We start from the raw sequence: 17229 nt of genomic DNA, 5'->3' as shown, positions 1-17229 counted from the left end.
AGAGTGTTGCCATGCGATTGTCGCGATTCTTTCTGCCCATCCTGAAGGAAAATCCGAAAGAAGCGGAGATCGTCTCGCATCGGCTGATGCTGCGCGCCGGCATGATGCGGCAGGAGGCAGCCGGCATCTATGCCTGGCTGCCGCTCGGCTTCCGCGTGCTCAAGAAGATCGAGCAGATCGTGCGCGAGGAGCAGGACCGCTCCGGCGCGATCGAGGTATTGATGCCGACCTTGCAGCTCGCCGATCTCTGGCGCGAGAGCGGCCGCTACGATGCCTATGGCCCGGAGATGCTGCGCATCGCCGACCGCCACAAGCGCGAGCTCCTGTACGGACCGACCAACGAGGAAATGATCACCGAGATTTTCCGCGCCTATGTGAAGTCCTACAAGAACCTGCCGCTCAATCTCTATCATATTCAATGGAAATTCCGCGACGAACAGCGTCCGCGGTTCGGCGTGATGCGCGGCCGCGAGTTCCTGATGAAGGACGCTTACTCCTTCGACCTCAACGAGGCGGCGGCGCGGGTCGCTTACAACAAGATGTTCGTCGCCTATTTGCGCACCTTCGCGCGGATGGGGCTGAAGGCGATCCCGATGCGCGCCGAGACCGGCCCGATCGGCGGCGATCTCAGCCACGAGTTCATCGTGCTGGCAGAGACCGGCGAATCCGGCGTCTTCATCAATCGCGACGTGCTGGACCTGCCTGTGCCGGGCGAGGACGTCAATTATGAGGGCGACCTGACGCCGATCATCAAGCAGTGGACCTCGCTGTACGCTGCGACCGAGGACGTTCACGATTCCGCGCGGTTCGAGCAGGAGGTGCCTGCGGACAAGCGGGTGAACACCCGCGGCATCGAGGTCGGCCAGATCTTCTATTTCGGCACGAAGTACTCTGAGCCGATGAATGCGCTGGTGGCCGGCCCCGACGGTGTCGACGTGCCGATCCATGGCGGCTCCTACGGCGTCGGCGTCTCGCGCCTGCTTGGCGCCATCATCGAGGCCTGTCACGACGACGCCGGCATCAAATGGCCGGAAGCCGTCGCCCCGTTCCGCGCCGTGGTGCTCAACCTCAAGCAGGGCGATGCCGCGGTCGATGCGGCCTGCGAGAAGCTCTATGCGGAGCTCACCGCCAAGGGCGTCGATGTGCTCTATGACGATACCGACCAGCGCGCCGGTGCCAAATTCGCCGCCGCCGACCTGATCGGCATCCCCTGGCAGATCATGATCGGGCCGAAGGGGCTCGCCGACGGCAAGGTCGAGATCAAGCGGCGAGCCGACGGCGCACGCGAGACCATGTCGCCTGCGGACGCGGTCGCCAGGCTGGTCGGCTGAATATTGTTCATCGCGCGATATCGCGGCCGCCAATCCGGCCACAATTGACCCCGAATCATGGGATTATCGAGCGATGGATGAGACCATGACCGAAACCGTGCAGACCGCGCCTTTTGCGCCATTCGAGTGGATGCTGTCGGGGCGCTATTTGCGGGCGCGCCGCAAGGAGGGATTCATCTCGGTCATCGCCGGGTTCTCCTTTCTCGGCATCATGTTGGGCGTGGCGACGCTGATCATCGTCATGGCCGTCATGAACGGCTTCCGCAAAGAGCTGCTCGACAAGATATTAGGTCTCAACGGCCATATCCTGGTCCAGCCGCTGGAATCGCCGCTGACCGACTGGAAGGACGTCGCCGACCGCCTCAGCCAGGTCGAGGGCATCCGGCTCGCTGCTCCCGTGGTGGATGGCCAGGCGCTGGCGTCATCGCCATGGAACGCTTCGGGCGTCCTGGTGCGCGGCATCCGCTCCGACGACCTCAACAACCTCACCTCGATCGCCAAGAACATCAAGCAGGGCTCGCTCGAAGGCTTTGACGAGGGGCAGGGCGTCGCGATCGGCCGCCGCCTCGCCGACCAGCTGTCGCTGCATGCCGGCGACAGCGTGACACTGGTGGCGCCGAAGGGCGCGGTCACCCCGATGGGTACGACGCCGCGCATCAAGCCGTACAAAATCGTCGCCGTGTTCGAGATCGGCATGTCCGAATACGATCTCGGCTTCGTGTTCATGCCGCTGGCGGAGGCGCAGGCCTATTTCAACCGCAGCAACGACGTCACCTCGATCGAGGTGTTCACCACCAATCCCGACAAGATCGACGCCTTCCGCAAGGCGGTGACGGAGGCCGCGGGCCGCCCGGTGTTCCTGGTCGACTGGCGGCAGCGCAATTCGACCTTCTTCAACGCGCTCCAGGTCGAGCGCAATGTAATGTTCCTGATCCTGACCATGATCGTGCTGGTCGCGGCGCTGAACATCGTCTCCGGCCTGATCATGCTGGTGAAGGACAAAGGCAGCGACATCGCGATCCTGCGCACCATGGGCGCATCGCAAGGCTCGATCATGCGCATCTTCCTGATCACGGGCGCCTCGATCGGCGTGGTCGGCACGCTGGTCGGCTTCTTCGTCGGTCTCGTGATCTGTCTCAACATCGAGTCCATCAGGCAATTCCTGTCCTGGCTCACCAGCACCGAGCTGTTCTCGCCGGAACTCTATTTCCTGTCGAAGCTGCCCGCCGAGATCGACATCGGCGAGACCACGGCGGTCGTCGTCATGGCGCTGACGCTGTCGTTCCTGGCGACGCTGTACCCGTCGTGGCGCGCCGCGCGCCTCGATCCCGTCGAAGCGCTCCGGTACGAGTGAGGGGCTGATGGAGCAGCAGCAGGGGGCGGAAGATGTGCCGGTCATTTATCTCCACGAGATAAAGCGGCAGTACTTGCAGGGCGAGGTGCCGCTGACGATCCTCGACGGCGCCAAGCTGGCGTTGTGGCGTGGGCAGTCGGTCGCGCTGGTGGCGCCGTCGGGCTCGGGCAAGTCGACGCTGCTGCACATCGCGGGGCTGCTCGAGGCGCCGGATTCCGGGGAGGTCTATGTCTCGGGCGCGCGACCTCGCAGCTGCCCGACATCGAGCGCACGCAGCTGCGCCGCACCGATATCGGCTTCGTCTACCAGTCGCACCGGCTGCTGCCGGAGTTCTCGGCGCTGGAGAACGTCATGCTGCCGCAGATGATCCGCGGCCTGAAGAAGTCCGAGAGCGTCAAACGCGCCAAGGATATCCTGGGCTATCTCGGCCTCGGCGACCGCATCACCCATCGCCCGGCCGAGCTGTCCGGCGGCGAGCAGCAGCGCGTCGCGATCGCGCGAGCGGTTGCCAATGCGCCACGCGTGCTGTTTGCGGACGAGCCGACCGGTAATCTCGATCCGCATACCGCGGACCACGTCTTTCAGGCCCTGATGCAGCTGGTCAAGGCGACCCAGGTCTCGATGCTGATCGCCACCCACAACATGGAACTCGCCAGCCGCATGGACCGGCGCGTCTCGCTGTCGAACGGCCAGGTCGTCGAGCTCGATTAAAAAAATGCGAAAACAACCCCATGCACAGTAGCCGGCTACTGCCGGCCACGATCGGGGTCACGCATTCCAGCCGTTTGATATATCCAGCAAATCCGCTGCGACGGCGCATCGCAGCGGCGCGCTCGCCGTTACGGCCGGATCACGGTCAATTTGAACGGCCCGCCATTGGCCGCGGCATGTGCCACCGCCTCGTTGGCGTGGTCGAGATCGAACGCCGTCACCTCGTACTCGTCGAGCCTGAGCAGCCCGGCACGCACCAGCGCGATCAGGCGGCTGGCGGCGTCCGGCGGGTACATCCAGACGCCGTGGATGCTGATGCAGTTGCGCATGATCCAGGGGTAGGGCAGCTCGAGCCCCGCGCCGCCCGCCATGCCGACGCCGCCCATCAGCACGACACGGCCGTAAGCGCGCACCGTCATGATCGCCGCGCGCACCACATTCGTGCTGACCGAGGGCGGCATGATGTCGAACACGCAGTCGATCGGACCTGATGCGGCGCGCTTCATGCTCTCGCGGTCGTCGTCCTCAACGCCGGTGAGCTTGATCGGCTTCACCCGCGCGCCGAAGCGGCGGACGAGGTCGGCCAGGATTGTCTCGTTGCGGCCGGGGGCGACCACGCAGGCCGCGCCCATTGCCAGCGCGACCGCGACGGCGGCGCTGCCGAAATTGCCGGTGGCCCCGCTCACCAGCACGGTCTCGCCTGGTCGCAGGTTCGCAGCGAGGAAGCCGCCATAGGGCACCAGCAGCGTGCCCAGCGCGCACCATTGCGTCGCTTCCTCCGGCGTGATTGCGCCGAGCCGTGTGACGTTCTCGGTCGGCAGGCGCATCTGCTCGGCAAACGAGCCGTGGCGAAAATGCTTTTGCAGGCGCATGCCGCCGGCGCCGGCGGCTGTGAGCCCTTGCAGGGCGATATCGGGTGCAACGGCGTCGTCGCGCGAACGCACCGTTGGATCGCAGAACACCCAGTCGCCGATGGCCAGTTTGGTTGCGTCCGGGCCGATCGCGCGCACCCGCCCGATGCCGCCTGGTCCCGGGATAATCGGCAGGTCGAGCGCATAATTGCGCGTCCCGTCGAAGACCTCGTTCATGTAGGACAGCACGCGCGTGGCGACGACGTCGACGATGACCTCGCCGGTGCCGAGCACCGGTTCGGGAGCATTCTCGATCACCAGCGGCGAACCGAAGGATTTGAGCAGGGCAGCTTTCATGATGTTCCACCTCAAGGTCGGGTGAAGCGCATATGCGCCGCCTTGGAAGGGACAAGAAGGCCTGGTATTATCCTAGTATTCCAATGACCCTCCATCGCGGGAACGACAGCAATGGCCGACCCACGCCGCGTCGAATTCGGCGATTTCCTCAGGTCCCGCCGCGAAAAGCTGTCGCCGAAATCCGTGGGCCTTCCGGCGGGCCGCCGGCGGCGCACCGCGGGGCTGCGGCGTGAGGAGGTCGCGCAGCTCGCCGGTATCGGCGTCGACTGGTACATCCGCCTCGAACAGGGCCGCACCGTCAGCCCCTCGGTCACCACCGTCGACGCGCTGGCCCGCGCGCTGCGGCTCAGCAAGACCGAGCATGCGCATCTGAAGGCGCTGGCGCGCGACGGCGCGAGGGCCGCCTTCGTGCCCGAGATCGTGCCGCCGCCCATCCGGCGGATGATCGAGAGCCTGAAGCAGCCGGCCTACATCACCGGCCGGCGCTGGGACGTGCTGGCCTGGAACGCGGCGGCCGAGGAGGTCTTTGGCTTCGGAAAGCTGCCGGAGCAGGATCGCAATACGCTGCTGCTGGTGCTGACGAACAAGCAGACGCGAAAATTCTACGGCGCGGGCTGGACCGATGTCGCCAAGAGCATGGTCGCGATGTTTCGCGCCACTCACGACGTCTGGGCCGGCGATCCCGCCTTCACCGAGCTGCTCACGCGACTGCGCCAGGGCAGCCCCGAATTCGTCAAATGGTGGGAGGCGCACGAGATCCGCAGCACCGCCTCGGGCCTGAAGACCATGAACCATCCGACCAAGGGCGTGCTCCGGTTCGAGCACACGAGTTTTCAGGCCAACGACGATCCCGCGCTGAAGCTCGTGATTTATACACCGGTGTAGGACACAGAGACACCGAGGCCAGCGCGTCTGCTGTCGATTGGCCGGAGACGTTGCTGGTCAATTTGGACTGAAGAGCTGTAACCCTAGTGACATCTCGAAGGGCACAGAGAAGCGGATCAAGGACTTGACCGTAACCATTCCGAGAAGGCCCGGATGGTTCGCGCGCGCGGATGGCCCGGCTTACTGACCACATGGAAGCCGTAGCCAGGCAAGCTCAACTTGAACGCCTTCACGAGCGTACCAGCTGCGAGGTCGTGTGCCACGAGCACATCACTGAAAACCCCGACTCCCTGCCCGGCGATCACCGCCTCGATGGCGTGCAGTTCCTCCCGGAAACTCAGGTGCTGCATGTCCTTGAACTGGGGCACTTCGCGCCATCTGCGCTGAGCGGCGGCGAGCCATCTCTGCCATGTCGGCGGCTCACGATCGGCCGGCGACCAATAGGAGTGGATCAGAACGTGGTTTGCAAGGTCAACTGGTCTCTTTAGGCGCTCCGTTGCAAGCAAACGCGGACTGCAAATCGGCCAGAATGTATCGCTGAAGAGATCATCGACGATTCCGTCTGTCGGCCGTGCCCGGCTAGTCGCATAGCGAATGGCGACATCGCCATCTCCGGCCTGCAGATCGAGCACTGAGTCAGTGCCGATGACGTCCAGTGGTACATCGGGATGCAGCTTCCGCCACAGGGGCAGGCGGGGCACGAGCCAGCGGCTGGCAAAAGCATTGGTGGTCGTCACCCGGAGAGGCTGTTGGTCGCCTTCCTGCCTGATGGCCGCAATGGCAGCGGCAAACACCTCAAGGCCGCCACGAATGGCGGGAAAAAGCCGCGCTCCGGCATCGGTCAGCGAGAGAGGCCGTGGTCTGCGGCGGAACAGAGCGCGACCACAATACTGCTCGAGCAACCCGATCTGATGGCTGATCGCCGTTGGCGTGACGCCGAGTTCTGCCGCCGCTGTCTTGAAGCTCAGATGGCGGGCGGCAGCTTCAAAAGCGCGCAGCTCGATCAGGGGCGGCAGCTTGTACATGCCGCCAGTCTAGGTGAAATCAGTTCATCGTCACCTGAATTCTTCGGATTTGCTCCAAGACAGCCCACGATCAAGGATATGGCGGGTCAAGCTGAGGAGACCATGTCATGTCGTCCATCGCATCTGTCGCCAGCGCTGCCGCCGATCTCAACGCCTCGTTCGGAGGACAACTCCTCAAGCCGGGGGACGAGGGATACGAGGAGGCGCGAAAGGTCCACAACGGGCTGGTCGACAAACGGCCGGCATTGATTGCCAGGTGCCGCAGTGTGTCCGATGTCGTGGATGCCGTCGTTCTTGCGACCAAGCTCGGCCTCGAGGTCGCGGTTCGCGGCGGCGGCCATAATGTGGCAGGTCGCGCGACCATCGACGGCGGTATCATGATCGACCTCTCGCCCATGAAGGGCGTCCGGGTCGACCCTGTCGGCAAGACGGTGTGGGCGCAGGGCGGGGTCACTTGGGGCGAGCTTAATCGCGAAACACAACTTCACGGGCTTGCGGTCACCGGCGGCGTGGTCTCGACCACCGGGATCGCCGGGCTGACGCTCGGCGGAGGACTGGGCTGGCTGATGGGCAAATACGGCCTCGCACTGGATAATTTGCGGGCGGTCGAACTCGTCACGGCCGACGGCAAGGTTTTGCGGGTCAGCAAGCAAGAGGAGCCCGATCTGTTCTGGGCCGTCCGAGGCGGCGGCGGAAACTTTGGGATCGCCACCAGTCTCGAATATGATCTTCATACCGTCGGGCCAATCATGACCGGCGGCCCGATCGTCCACCCCATCGAGCGCTCCCGTGATGTGCTCGAATTCTTCAGGACCAGCACGCGATCGCTCGCGGACGAGCACGTGCTGTTTGCATCCCTGACCCATGCGCCCGACGGGTCCGGCACGGAGGTCGCGGTCCTGGTCACCAGCCACTGCGGTCCGGTGGCGGAGGCCGAACGAGCGATGCTGCCGCTGAAACAGTTCGGGGCTCCGATCCTGGATGCAGTGGGACCGATGCCCTATTGCGAGCTCAACCGCATGCTCGACGCCAACTATCCGAAAGGCGCCTTCAACTATTGGAAATCGAACTTCCTGAGGGAGCTGAGTGATGGTGCGATTGCGACCATGATCGAATGTTTCGCGCGCTGCTCGACTCCCATGGGGCAGCTGCTTCTTGAACACATCCACGGTGCGGCGGCCCGCGTCGGTGCCGGGGATACGGCATTTCCGCATCGGCATGAGGGCTACAATTTCTTGATCCTCGCGCAGTGGACGCAGCCCAGCGATACGAGCCGCAGCATCTCCTGGGCACGCGAAACATATGAAAGGATGCGGCCCTTCTTTGCCTCCGGCCGCTATGTCAATTATCTCGATGATGACGAGACAGGCGATCCCGTCGCTGCTGCCTATGGACCGAACTACCGGCGCCTGCAGCGGATCAAGGCGAAATACGACCCGACGAACTTCTTCCGCATGAACCAGAACATCCGGCCGCTCGCCTGATTGCCGGCTGAGGATTTCGTCGCTCTCATCCTGTTCAGGATGTCAGTCGAAGGCGCTGCGCTCCGGCCCGGTTCGACGGTTGGCCGGGCGTGCTGATCCCCGGGGAGGATTCGAGAATGGCTGTCTTGTGCCGACCGGCTCGCATGGACGACTTGGCGAGAGCCGACGAGATCGTGGTCGCCAGCATCAATGAGCTTACTGAACGGCGGGGCTTTGGCAAGATGGCATCCTCCCGCCCGCAGAATTTTCAGGCCTTCTCGCTCACGGACGATCCCGAAGGTTTATGGGTCGCCGATGACGACGGAGAACTCGTCGGCTTCGCGTGGAGTTGGGTTTGTGGCGAGCTTTGGTTTCTGGCGCAGCTGTTCGTGGCCCCAGATCGCCAGAGCGACGGCATTGGCAATCAACTCATCAGCAAGATGTTTGCTCACGCAGAGAAGCGCGGAGCATCCGTCAGAGCGCTGATCACCTTCACGTTCAACAACGTGTCTCAAGGACTCTACATCCGCCACGGACTGTTCCCGCGCTTTCCGATCTACATGGTCAGCGTGCCTCGTGACCGACTGGCGTCGCGGTTGGCTGAGCCGCGGCTTCGTCTTGAATCTCTCACGGCCAAGACGGCCGGGTTGGATGAGCTGGCGCCCATTGATGTCGGTGCACTCGGTGTTTCCAGGGAGAAGCATCATCGATATCTCCTGGGCGACAGCCAGACGAGCGGGTTCACCATCCACGCCGGCAGTGAGTGCGTCGGGTATGTCTACATTTCGGATGGACACATTGGCCCGCTTGCCGTCCGCCGGGCAGACCTCATGGGCTCGGCGCTTGCTGCTGCGTTATCGTTCGCGGCGCAGAGCGATGTTCCGACTATTTCGGCCTTCGTGCCGGGCGCGAGCGAGCCAGCGCTCAAGGCGGCGACCGACCACGGGATGCGTCTGACGTTTCCGATGCTGCTGATGTCGAACCGACAGTTCGGAGATTGGGGCAGCTACCTCCCGCGCAATCCGGGTTTCATGTAGCTCGATCCAGGTGCGTTGAACGCGGCGCCGTGGGTAGCACGCGCATCCGCAACACCGCCCTGGCGGAGCTGAGAGACGTTGAGCCATAGGATCGTTGGGATTATCCGCCGCCAGCGGCGGCACGGCTCGATCGGCGAGGGGGCGTCGGTTTCCTTGATGGGAAATACGGGTTCACGACGCAGCTCGCCGAACGCCCAACGGCGAGATATCTGCACAGCTCAAGCGAGCCATAGCGGCAGTCGAAATAGCCGACGGGACCGTAGATCTGCATGCAGACCGGATAGCGCGGATCATAGGTCTGCGCGTGCGCAGGCGCGCTCGCAAGGAGCATGCCGGCTGCGATGAGCGTAGGCCACGCGCGGCGCATCTCAGCGCGACAGGAAATAGCCTGATGAATAGCCTGGCGTCTGCGCGCTCGGACGATTTTGATACGCGTAGGGATCATCGCTCTGGCCTGCGAAGAACGGATTGGCGATGCAGGTCAGCGCGCGCCCAGATGCGCTCGCCTGACACTGCGCGTAGCTATCGAACCTGCAATTGCTCAGCCCCGGCCATTCATCGCCGGTGAGGCAGAATGGATGATTCTTGCCGAAGGCGAGCGCCGGCGTGCTTGCGCTGAGCGCGAGCGCAAATGTGGCGAGCCCGAGAAAAAATGTGGCGACAATGGGGAGATTAACTTGGGCCCGCATCTGGATTCTCCAATCACGCGAATGTGCGCGCGACGTTGTTACGCGTGCGTGCAGTTTATGTCGTGTTGTCGACATTGGAACTACAGAAAACACTTGTTTCATAGGGTTTCCCACGCGCTCTGCTAAACGTTCATTAATGAAGCGCGGCCCTTTGGCCCTAACTGTTGCGTCGAAGTTACAGCAATTCCGTCGATCGCTGATATGACGACGCTACGGCCCGGGGGCCTTCTGAAGAAACTGGAACGGGAATCAAATGAAGAAGAATTTGTTGCTTGCCGCTGTCAGCCTGATCGCGCTCAGCGCGGCTGCGCCGGCGCTGGCTGCTGACCTCGCGGCGCGGCCCTACACCAAAGCTCCGCCCGCGGCGATTGCTGCCGTGTACGACTGGAGCGGCTTCTACATCGGCATCAACGGCGGCGGCGGTTCGGCTCGCACCACCTGGGATTTCGTTGGCGTCGGCCGCGAAGGTTCGCACGATGCGACCGGCGGCACGGTCGGTGGTCAGATCGGCTATCGCTGGCAGTCCGGCCAGTTCGTGTTCGGCGTGGAAGGCCAGGGCAACTGGGCCGACTTCTCCGGCGACAATGTCAGCGCGCTGTTCGCCACCCGCAACCGCACCAAGATCGATGCGTTCGGCCTGATCACCGGCCAGGTCGGTTATGCCTGGAACAACGTCCTGCTCTACGTCAAGGGCGGTGCGGCTGTGGTCAGCGACAAGTACGAGATCTCCGACCTCGGCGGCGGGCTGCTCGCGTCGACCAGCGACACCCGCTGGGGTGGAACTGTTGGCGCCGGCCTCGAGTACGGCTTCGCGCCGAACTGGTCGGTTGGCGTCGAGTACAACCACATCTTCCTGGCCGACAAGGACGTGACGTTCGCCGGCTTCGCTGGCACGGAGCGCATCCGTCAGGACGTCGACATGGGCCTCGTCCGCCTGAACTACAAGTTCGGCGGCATGCCTATCGCGCGCTACTGAGACTGATCGCTCAATTCGAGCGACGTCGAAAGCCCCGGCCTTGCGCCGGGGCTTTTTTATTGTTCGAGTTCAACAAGTTAACCATGCCCTTGCGGAATGGTTCAGACGGCTTGACTCCTGAGAACGAAATGAGAACAATGTTCTTCATATGTTCTAGCAAGGGAGCGAGACATGTTCAGGGTTTTCGTGGAAGAAGCGGCTGCACTGGCGTCGATCACGCTGTTCGTCGGGATGATCGCGATCTGGGCCCAGGTGATTCCGCAGCTCTGAGGAGGCGCGGTTGGGGAAAAGCGGGACGACGCGGCGGATTGGCCGCTCCGGCGTGGACTCTCGCGGCGCCACACCCCACCATCGGGAGGCGAGTCGGCCGGGCGAGTGCATAATGCCTTGAGGAGCTGACGACCGCTCCATCTCACCTGCAAGAGGCCGTTACGCGACCATGCCGAGCGCCGGATTTGTCCACCTTCACGTTCACTCGGCCTATTCGCTGCTCAAGGGCTCGATCAAGATCGCCAAGCTTGCCGAGCTCGCCAAGAAGGACCACCAGCCGGCCTTGGCGCTGACCGACACCGACAACATGTTCGGTGCGCTGGAATTCTCCGACAAGATGGCGGGTTCCGGCATCCAGCCGATCGTCGGCTGCGAGCTGGCAATCGATTTCGGCGACCAGGATCCGAATGCGCGCAACGCGCTGGGGCCGTCGCGCGTGGTGCTGCTGGCGGCGCAGGAGCGCGGCTATCGCAGCCTGATGCGGCTGAACTCGCGGGCGTTCCTGGAGACGCCCGACACCCATGCCTCCCACATCAAGTTCGACTGGCTCGAAGGCGAGACCGAGGGTCTGATCGCGCTCACCGGCGGTCCGGACGGACCGATCTCGCTGGCGCTTGCCACCGGTCAGGCCGAAATTGCGGCGTTGCGCTGCGAACGTCTCGCCAGCCTGTTCGGCGACCGCCTCTACATCGAATTGCAGCGCCACAACACCGACAAGGAACGCCGCATCGAGAGCGGCCTGATCGACATCGCCTATGCCAAAGGCCTGCCGCTGGTCGCGACCAACGAGCCATATTTCGCCGCGACCGACGATTACGAGGCGCACGACGCGCTGTTGTGCATCGCCGGCGGGCGACTGATCGCCGAGACCGAGCGCGAGCAGCTCACGCCTGATCACCGCTTCAAGACCCGTGCCGAGATGGCGGTGCTGTTCGCCGACATTCCGGAGGCGCTGGCCTCGACGGTGGAGATCGCCGAGCGCTGCTCGTTCCGACCGATGACGCGCAAGCCGATCCTGCCGTTCTTCACCGTCGGCGCCGCATCGAGCTCGGATGCGGGCGCGGTCGAGGCCGCCGAATTGAAGCGCCAGGCGGAGGAGGGGCTCGCCAACCGCCTGCGCGTCCACGGCCTGTCGCAGGGCACGACGGAGGAGACATACGCCAAACGGCTTGCCTTCGAGCTCGACGTCATCATGCGCATGAAATACGCGGGCTACTTCCTGATCGTGTCGGACTTCATCAAATGGGCGAAGTCGCAAGGCATTCCGGTCGGGCCGGGCCGCGGCTCCGGCGCAGGCTCGTTGGTCGCGTGGGCGCTGACCATCACCGACCTCGATCCGATCAAGTTCGGCCTGCTGTTCGAGCGCTTCCTCAATCCCGAGCGCGTCTCGATGCCGGACTTCGACATCGACTTCTGCCAGGATCGCCGCGGCGAGGTGATCCAGTACGTGCAGCAGCGCTACGGCCGCGACCAGGTCGCGCAGATCATCACCTTCGGTACGCTGCAGGCGCGCGGCGTGCTGCGCGACGTCGGCCGCGTGCTGCAGATGCCCTACGGCCAGGTCGACAAACTCACAAAACTGGTGCCGCAGAATCCGGCTGCGCCGGTGACGCTGGCGGCTGCGATCGAGAGCGAGCCGAAGCTCCAGGCGTTCCGCGACGAAGACCCGGTGGTGGCGCGCGCCTTCGACATCGCCCAGCGCCTCGAAGGCCTCACCCGTCACGCCTCGACGCATGCGGCCGGCATCGTGATCGGCGATCGCCCCTTGAGCGAACTCGTGCCGCTCTACCGCGATCCGAAATCCGACATGCCGGTGACCCAGTTCAACATGAAATGGGTCGAGCCGGCGGGCCTCGTCAAATTCGACTTCCTCGGCCTGAAGACGCTGACCGTGCTCGACGTTGCTTGCAAGCTGCTCAAGCCGCGCAACATCCACGTCGATCTCGCGACGCTGCCGATCGACGATGCCGAGAGCTACCAGATGCTGGCGCGCGGCGACGTGGTCGGTGTGTTCCAGGTTGAAAGCCAGGGCATGCGGCGCGCGCTGATCGACATGCGGCCCGACCGTTTCGAGGACATCATCGCGCTGGTGGCGCTCTATCGCCCGGGTCCGATGGCGAATATCCCGACCTATTGCGCGCGCAAGCACGGCGACGAGGAGCCGGAATATCTGCACCCCGTGCTGGAGCCGATCCTGAAAGAGACCTTCGGCGTCATCATCTACCAGGAACAGGTGATGCAGATCGCGCAGGTGATGTCGGGCTATTCGCTCGGCGACGCCGACCTGTTGCGCCGCGCCATGGGCAAGAAGATCCGCGCCGAGATGGACAAGCAGCGCGACATCTTCGTCGCGGGCGCGGTGAAGAACGGCGTGCCGAAAGGGCAGGCCGAGACCATCTTCGAGCTGCTGGCGAAGTTCGCCGACTACGGCTTCAACAAGAGCCACGCGGCCGCCTATGCGCTGGTGTCCTATCACACCGCCTACATGAAGGCGCATTATCCGGTGGAGTTCATCGCGGCGTCGATGACGCTCGATCTCAACAACACCGACAAGCTTTCCGAATTTCGCTCCGAGGCGCAGCGCCTCGGCATCAAGGTCGAGCCGCCGAACATCAATCGCTCGGGTGCGACCTTCGAGGTCGGCGAGAAGACGATCTACTACGCGCTCGCCGCGCTGAAGGGCGTCGGCATCCAGGCGATCGACCAGATCATCGAGGAGCGCACGAAGAACGGTCTCTTCACCTCGCTCGCCGACTTCGCCGCGCGGGTCAATCCGCGCGCGATCAACAAGCGCATCATCGAGAGCCTCGCCGCCGCCGGCGCCTTCGACACGCTGGAGCCGAACCGGGCGCGCGTCTTCGCCGGCGCGGACTCGATTCTGGCCGCCTGCCAGCGCGCGCACGAGGCCGCCACGATCGGCCAGAACGACATGTTCGGCGGCGCGGCGGATGCGCCCAGCATCATGCTGCCGCAGGTCGAGCCGTGGCTGCCGGCCGAGCGGCTGCGCCGCGAATATGACGCGATCGGCTTCTTCCTGTCGGGACATCCGCTGGACGATTACGCCACGGTGCTGAAGCGCCTGCGGGTGCAGAGCTGGGCCGAGTTCTCGCGCGCGGTGAAGACCGGCGCCACCGCCGGCAAGGTCGCGGCCACCGTGGTCTCGCGCATGGAGCGGCGCACCAAGACCGGCAACAAGATGGGCATCATGGGTCTGTCCGATCCCACGGGCCATTTCGAGGCGGTGCTGTTTTCCGAAGGTCTCGCGCAATATCGCGACGTGCTGGAGCCGGGCGCCGCCGTGCTGCTCCAGCTCGGCGCCGAGCTCCAGGGCGAGGACGTCCGTGCCCGCGTGCTGCATGCCGAGCCGCTGGATGACGCCGCCGCCAAAACGCAAAAGGGCTTGCGCATCTTCCTGCGCGACACCAAGCCGCTGGAATCGATCGCCAAGCGTCTCGCCGGACCCGAGATGGCGCCCGCGAACGGTGCCGCGCCGAAGATCGGCAGTCCCGGCATCGCGCCGCGCTCCAACGGCGACGGCGAGGTCTCGCTGGTGATGATGCTCGACCTCGAGACCGAGGTGGAGATGAAGCTGCCCGGCCGCTTCAAGGTCTCGCCGCAGGTCGCCGGCGCGATCAAGGCGGTCGCGGGCGTGGTCGACGTGCAGCAGCTCTGACACCCGGTCTGCGCGATCCACGCAGTGGTCGTGGGATGTGGTTGCAACCTGTCGCTGATTCCAGCTAGCATGCGCCCCGGGGAATGGGCTGGGGTGTGCGATGCTGCTGCGGGGCGCGTTGTTGTTGGCCGTTGGTGCGATGCTGGCGGGCTGTGTCAGCGATCAGGTTGGAACCGACTTTGCCTCTGTGTCGAAAAAGGTCGGGCCTCCGCGCGCCGGGCACTCGCGCGTCGTCGTGCTCCAGGACAAGAGGAATGGCCTCAGCATGGCGATCTGCGCCTGCGAGGTGAAGCTCGATGGTGCGCCGCTCGGCAAAGTCGTGGCTGGGAAATACGCCTATGCCGATCGGCCGGCGGGTCGCCACGAATTGCTGGTGACGGAGCTGATGTTTCCGGGCGACACCAAGCGCGAGATCGTGATGGAAGCCGGCCGGACGCACTTCTACCTCATCAAGAGCAGCCCCAGGCACGATGCCGCGACCGGCGGCGCGATCGTAGGCGGCTTGGCCGGGCTTGCCGTCGTTTCCGTGGCGACGGCAGGAGACGCCAATCCCGGGCCGGCCGAACTCGTTGCGCTGGACGAGGCGACCGCGCGGACGAAGCTCGCCGAGCTGCAAGCTGTGGAGTGAGGTGCGCTGCACGACGATCTGATCGCACAGGGTCGGGACTTGAAGGAGCCTTGCGCCGTTTCGAAGCTGACTTGAAGCTGACTTGAGGATGATCTGGAGCTGACGGCAGCAGCGACGTGGCCATGCCGCCGCCTCAATCCGAGCTTTTCGTTCAACCGCCGTTCAGCCGGCTGCGCGCCTCATGCGTGGTGGCACCTCAACAACAATAGCGGGCAAGCAAGCCATGCGTGGGACGCTCAAAGTCTTCATTTGCCTTCTCCTGCCGATCGTGGCCCTTGCCGCCGGCGCGCCGGGACCCGTGCGCGCCCAGCAGCAGGAGAAGCGCATCGCGCTCGTGGTCGGCAACGGTGCCTATGCCAAATCGCCGCTGGCGACCACCGCGAACGATGCCGGCCTGATTGCGCAAACGCTGCAAGCGGCGGGCTTCGACGTCGTCGGCGCGCGCGATCTCGACGGCGACACGCTGCGCAAGAGTTTTCGCGATTTCATCCAGAAGGCGCAGGCCTCCGGCCCCGGCACCGTCGCGATGATTTATCTCGCCGGCTATGGCGTGCAGCTTGCCGGCGAGAATTATTTCATCCCGGTCGATTCCAACATCACCCGCGACACCGACATTCCGACCGAGGCCTTGCGCGTCAGCGACTATGTCCGCCAGCTCGCCGCCATTCCGCTCAAGGCCAACATCGTCGTGCTCGATGCCGCCCGCGCGCAGCCCTTCATCGAAGGTGGCCAGCCGATCGCGAGTGGCCTTGCGCTGGTCGAGCCCGAGGCGAACATGCTGATTGCCTTCAATGCGGCGCCGGGCACGGTGGCGCCGGAGGAGCCGGGCCCCTACGGCATCTATGCGCAGTCGCTCGCCGAGATGATCCGCACCGGCGGCCTGCCGCTGCCCGAGGTGTTCGATCGCGTCCGCCTGCGCGTCAACGAGGCCAGCAAGGGCGCGCAGGTGCCCTGGAACGAGCAAAAGATCACCGCCCCATTTTCGTTCTTCGAGCGTGGGCCGGACGCGCCACCGCCGGAGGCCGCGCCCGACCAGGTCGCCGCGATTCGCAACAAGCCGATCCGCGATCTCGGCGTGCAGGATGCTTATGCCGCCGCGCTCGAGCGCGACACGCTGCCGGCCTATGAGGAATTTCTCGCGGCCTATCCGAATGATCCGCTCGCAAAGCGCGTGATGGCGATCGTCGCGGCGCGCCGCGAAGCCATCACCTGGCGGCGGACCTACCGGACCGACACGCCCGAAGCGTACTGGTCGTATCTGCGCCGCTATCCGCGCGGGCCGCATGCGGCGGATGCGCGCCGGCGCCTTGCGATCCTCACCGCGCCGGCGGAACCGCCGCCGAGCTTTGCTATGATCGACTACGACGTGCCGCCACCGCCGCCGGAGGAGGTGGTCTATGTCGATCGCCCCGTGCTGTATTTCAGCGACCCCGATTTCGGCTTCGCGCCGCCACCGCCTCCGCCGGTCTACTATCTGCCGCCGCCGCCGCCGGATTTCGTCGCGCTGCCGCCGCCGCTGCCGGTGGTCGGCCTGTTCGTGCTGCCGCAGCCGGTGTTCGTGCCGATCCCGGCGTTCGTCCAGCCGCCGGTCTATGTCGCGCCGCCGCCGAACAACATCATCTACCAGAACATCCACAACACCACGGTCATCAATACCGTGATCAACCGTCCGGCGCCCGCGCCGACGGGCGCGGCGCCCGCGCTGGGCAATCTGGCGCCAGCCGTTGCCGGACGCGCCAACCCGGCAGGTCCAGCGGTGCCACAGGCCGTCGTCCAGCGCGCTGCCCTGATCCAGCAGGGCAAGGCGCCGATGCCGCCGAGTGCGGCCATCCAGCCGACGGCTAGACCTACGGCTAGACCTGGAGCGCCTGCCGCGACGCCGGCGAATGTCGCTCCGACTGTTGCGCCAACCGCTGCGCCACCGACCAGGCTGCCGCAGGCCAACACGCTGCCGGTCCCCGGCGCTCACGGCGGCCCAC

The 17229-nt window shown here is 64.7% G+C and carries 13 protein-coding genes and 1 pseudogene; 10 read left to right on the top strand and 4 right to left on the bottom strand.

Features of this window, described 5'->3' with window-relative positions:
- Positions 1–11 precede the first annotated feature (11 nt).
- The 3 genes and pseudogenes from proS (at position 12) to CWO91_RS30645 (ending at position 3396) form a co-directional block, all read left to right on the top strand.
- Positions 12–1331: a proline--tRNA ligase gene (proS, locus tag CWO91_RS30655; protein ID WP_130218978.1), complete on the top strand. Its 1320-nt coding sequence runs from the start codon at positions 12–14 to the stop codon at positions 1329–1331.
- A gap of 73 nt (positions 1332–1404) precedes the next feature.
- Positions 1405–2685: a lipoprotein-releasing ABC transporter permease subunit gene (locus tag CWO91_RS30650; protein WP_091885894.1), complete on the top strand. Its 1281-nt coding sequence runs from the start codon at positions 1405–1407 to the stop codon at positions 2683–2685.
- Between the two features lie 7 nt (positions 2686–2692).
- A pseudogene (locus tag CWO91_RS30645) lies at positions 2693–3396 on the top strand (ABC transporter ATP-binding protein).
- 128 nt (positions 3397–3524) lie between these two features.
- On the opposite strand, the gene CWO91_RS30640 reads toward CWO91_RS30645, so the two are convergent.
- Positions 3525–4604, bottom strand: coding sequence for an alcohol dehydrogenase catalytic domain-containing protein (locus CWO91_RS30640; protein WP_130218976.1), 1080 nt, complete (start codon positions 4602–4604; stop codon positions 3525–3527).
- Between the two features lie 111 nt (positions 4605–4715).
- Between CWO91_RS30640 and CWO91_RS30635 the strand changes: the two genes are divergently transcribed.
- A complete protein-coding gene (locus tag CWO91_RS30635) occupies positions 4716–5489 on the top strand; it encodes a helix-turn-helix transcriptional regulator (protein WP_130218974.1) in 774 nt (257 codons plus the stop codon).
- A gap of 116 nt (positions 5490–5605) precedes the next feature.
- On the opposite strand, the gene CWO91_RS30630 is transcribed toward CWO91_RS30635, so the two are convergent.
- A complete protein-coding gene (locus tag CWO91_RS30630) occupies positions 5606–6514 on the bottom strand; it encodes a LysR substrate-binding domain-containing protein (RefSeq protein ID WP_130218972.1) in 909 nt (302 codons plus the stop codon).
- Positions 6515–6621: 107 nt separating this feature from the next.
- Here CWO91_RS30630 and CWO91_RS30625 point away from each other — a divergent pair, with 107 nt between their 5' ends.
- Entirely contained in the window at positions 6622–7998 is a 1377-nt protein-coding gene (locus CWO91_RS30625) for an FAD-binding oxidoreductase (protein ID WP_130218970.1), read from the top strand.
- Positions 7999–8141: 143 nt separating this feature from the next.
- Positions 8142–9014 carry a GNAT family N-acetyltransferase gene (locus CWO91_RS30620; protein WP_245471434.1) on the top strand — a complete coding sequence of 291 codons (873 nt, stop codon included), beginning with the start codon at positions 8142–8144 and terminating at the stop codon, positions 9012–9014.
- A gap of 100 nt (positions 9015–9114) precedes the next feature.
- Here CWO91_RS30620 and CWO91_RS30615 read toward each other — a convergent pair whose 3' ends face one another.
- The gene (locus CWO91_RS30615) at positions 9115–9381 is read right to left on the bottom strand and encodes a DUF3551 domain-containing protein (protein WP_130218968.1); all 267 of its coding nucleotides are present in this window, start codon (positions 9379–9381) and stop codon (positions 9115–9117) included.
- A gap of 1 nt (position 9382) precedes the next feature.
- Entirely contained in the window at positions 9383–9703 is a 321-nt protein-coding gene (locus tag CWO91_RS30610) for a DUF3551 domain-containing protein (RefSeq protein ID WP_130218966.1), read from the bottom strand.
- A gap of 253 nt (positions 9704–9956) precedes the next feature.
- On the opposite strand from CWO91_RS30610, the gene CWO91_RS30605 reads away from it, so the two are divergent.
- The 4 genes from CWO91_RS30605 to CWO91_RS30590 all read left to right on the top strand — a co-directional run.
- Positions 9957–10679: an outer membrane protein gene (locus tag CWO91_RS30605; RefSeq protein WP_130218964.1), complete on the top strand. Its 723-nt coding sequence runs from the start codon at positions 9957–9959 to the stop codon at positions 10677–10679.
- A 439-nt stretch (positions 10680–11118) separates the two neighbouring features.
- Positions 11119–14622 carry a DNA polymerase III subunit alpha gene (gene dnaE / locus CWO91_RS30600; RefSeq protein WP_130218962.1) on the top strand — a complete coding sequence of 1168 codons (3504 nt, stop codon included), beginning with the start codon at positions 11119–11121 and terminating at the stop codon, positions 14620–14622.
- A gap of 100 nt (positions 14623–14722) precedes the next feature.
- Entirely contained in the window at positions 14723–15250 is a 528-nt protein-coding gene (locus CWO91_RS30595) for a DUF2846 domain-containing protein (RefSeq protein ID WP_165405834.1), read from the top strand.
- A 223-nt stretch (positions 15251–15473) separates the two neighbouring features.
- Positions 15474–17229: caspase family protein (locus tag CWO91_RS30590; RefSeq protein WP_130218960.1), on the top strand; the 1756-nt coding region annotated here is incomplete at its 3' end.

It is taken from the genome of Bradyrhizobium genosp. SA-3, from assembly GCF_004212635.1.
In the GTDB taxonomy this organism is placed as follows: Bacteria; Pseudomonadota; Alphaproteobacteria; order Rhizobiales; family Xanthobacteraceae; genus Bradyrhizobium.
This window is presented reverse-complemented; position numbering and strand designations above follow the sequence as displayed.

Bases quoted from the DNA above. Each gene is read 5' to 3' on its own strand.
- proS (WP_130218978.1), top strand. From the start codon at position 12: ATGCGATTGTCGCGATTCTTTCTGCCCATCCTGAAGGAAAATCCGAAA.
- CWO91_RS30650 (WP_091885894.1), top strand. From the start codon at position 1,405: ATGGATGAGACCATGACCGAAACCGTGCAGACCGCGCCTTTTGCGCCA.
- CWO91_RS30640 (WP_130218976.1), bottom strand. From the start codon at position 4,604: ATGAAAGCTGCCCTGCTCAAATCCTTCGGTTCGCCGCTGGTGATCGAG.
- CWO91_RS30635 (WP_130218974.1), top strand. From the start codon at position 4,716: ATGGCCGACCCACGCCGCGTCGAATTCGGCGATTTCCTCAGGTCCCGC.
- CWO91_RS30630 (WP_130218972.1), bottom strand. From the start codon at position 6,514: ATGTACAAGCTGCCGCCCCTGATCGAGCTGCGCGCTTTTGAAGCTGCC.
- CWO91_RS30625 (WP_130218970.1), top strand. From the start codon at position 6,622: ATGTCGTCCATCGCATCTGTCGCCAGCGCTGCCGCCGATCTCAACGCC.
- CWO91_RS30620 (WP_245471434.1), top strand. From the start codon at position 8,142: ATGGACGACTTGGCGAGAGCCGACGAGATCGTGGTCGCCAGCATCAAT.
- CWO91_RS30615 (WP_130218968.1), bottom strand. From the start codon at position 9,381: ATGCGCCGCGCGTGGCCTACGCTCATCGCAGCCGGCATGCTCCTTGCG.
- CWO91_RS30610 (WP_130218966.1), bottom strand. From the start codon at position 9,703: ATGCGGGCCCAAGTTAATCTCCCCATTGTCGCCACATTTTTTCTCGGG.
- CWO91_RS30605 (WP_130218964.1), top strand. From the start codon at position 9,957: ATGAAGAAGAATTTGTTGCTTGCCGCTGTCAGCCTGATCGCGCTCAGC.
- dnaE (WP_130218962.1), top strand. From the start codon at position 11,119: ATGCCGAGCGCCGGATTTGTCCACCTTCACGTTCACTCGGCCTATTCG.
- CWO91_RS30595 (WP_165405834.1), top strand. From the start codon at position 14,723: ATGCTGCTGCGGGGCGCGTTGTTGTTGGCCGTTGGTGCGATGCTGGCG.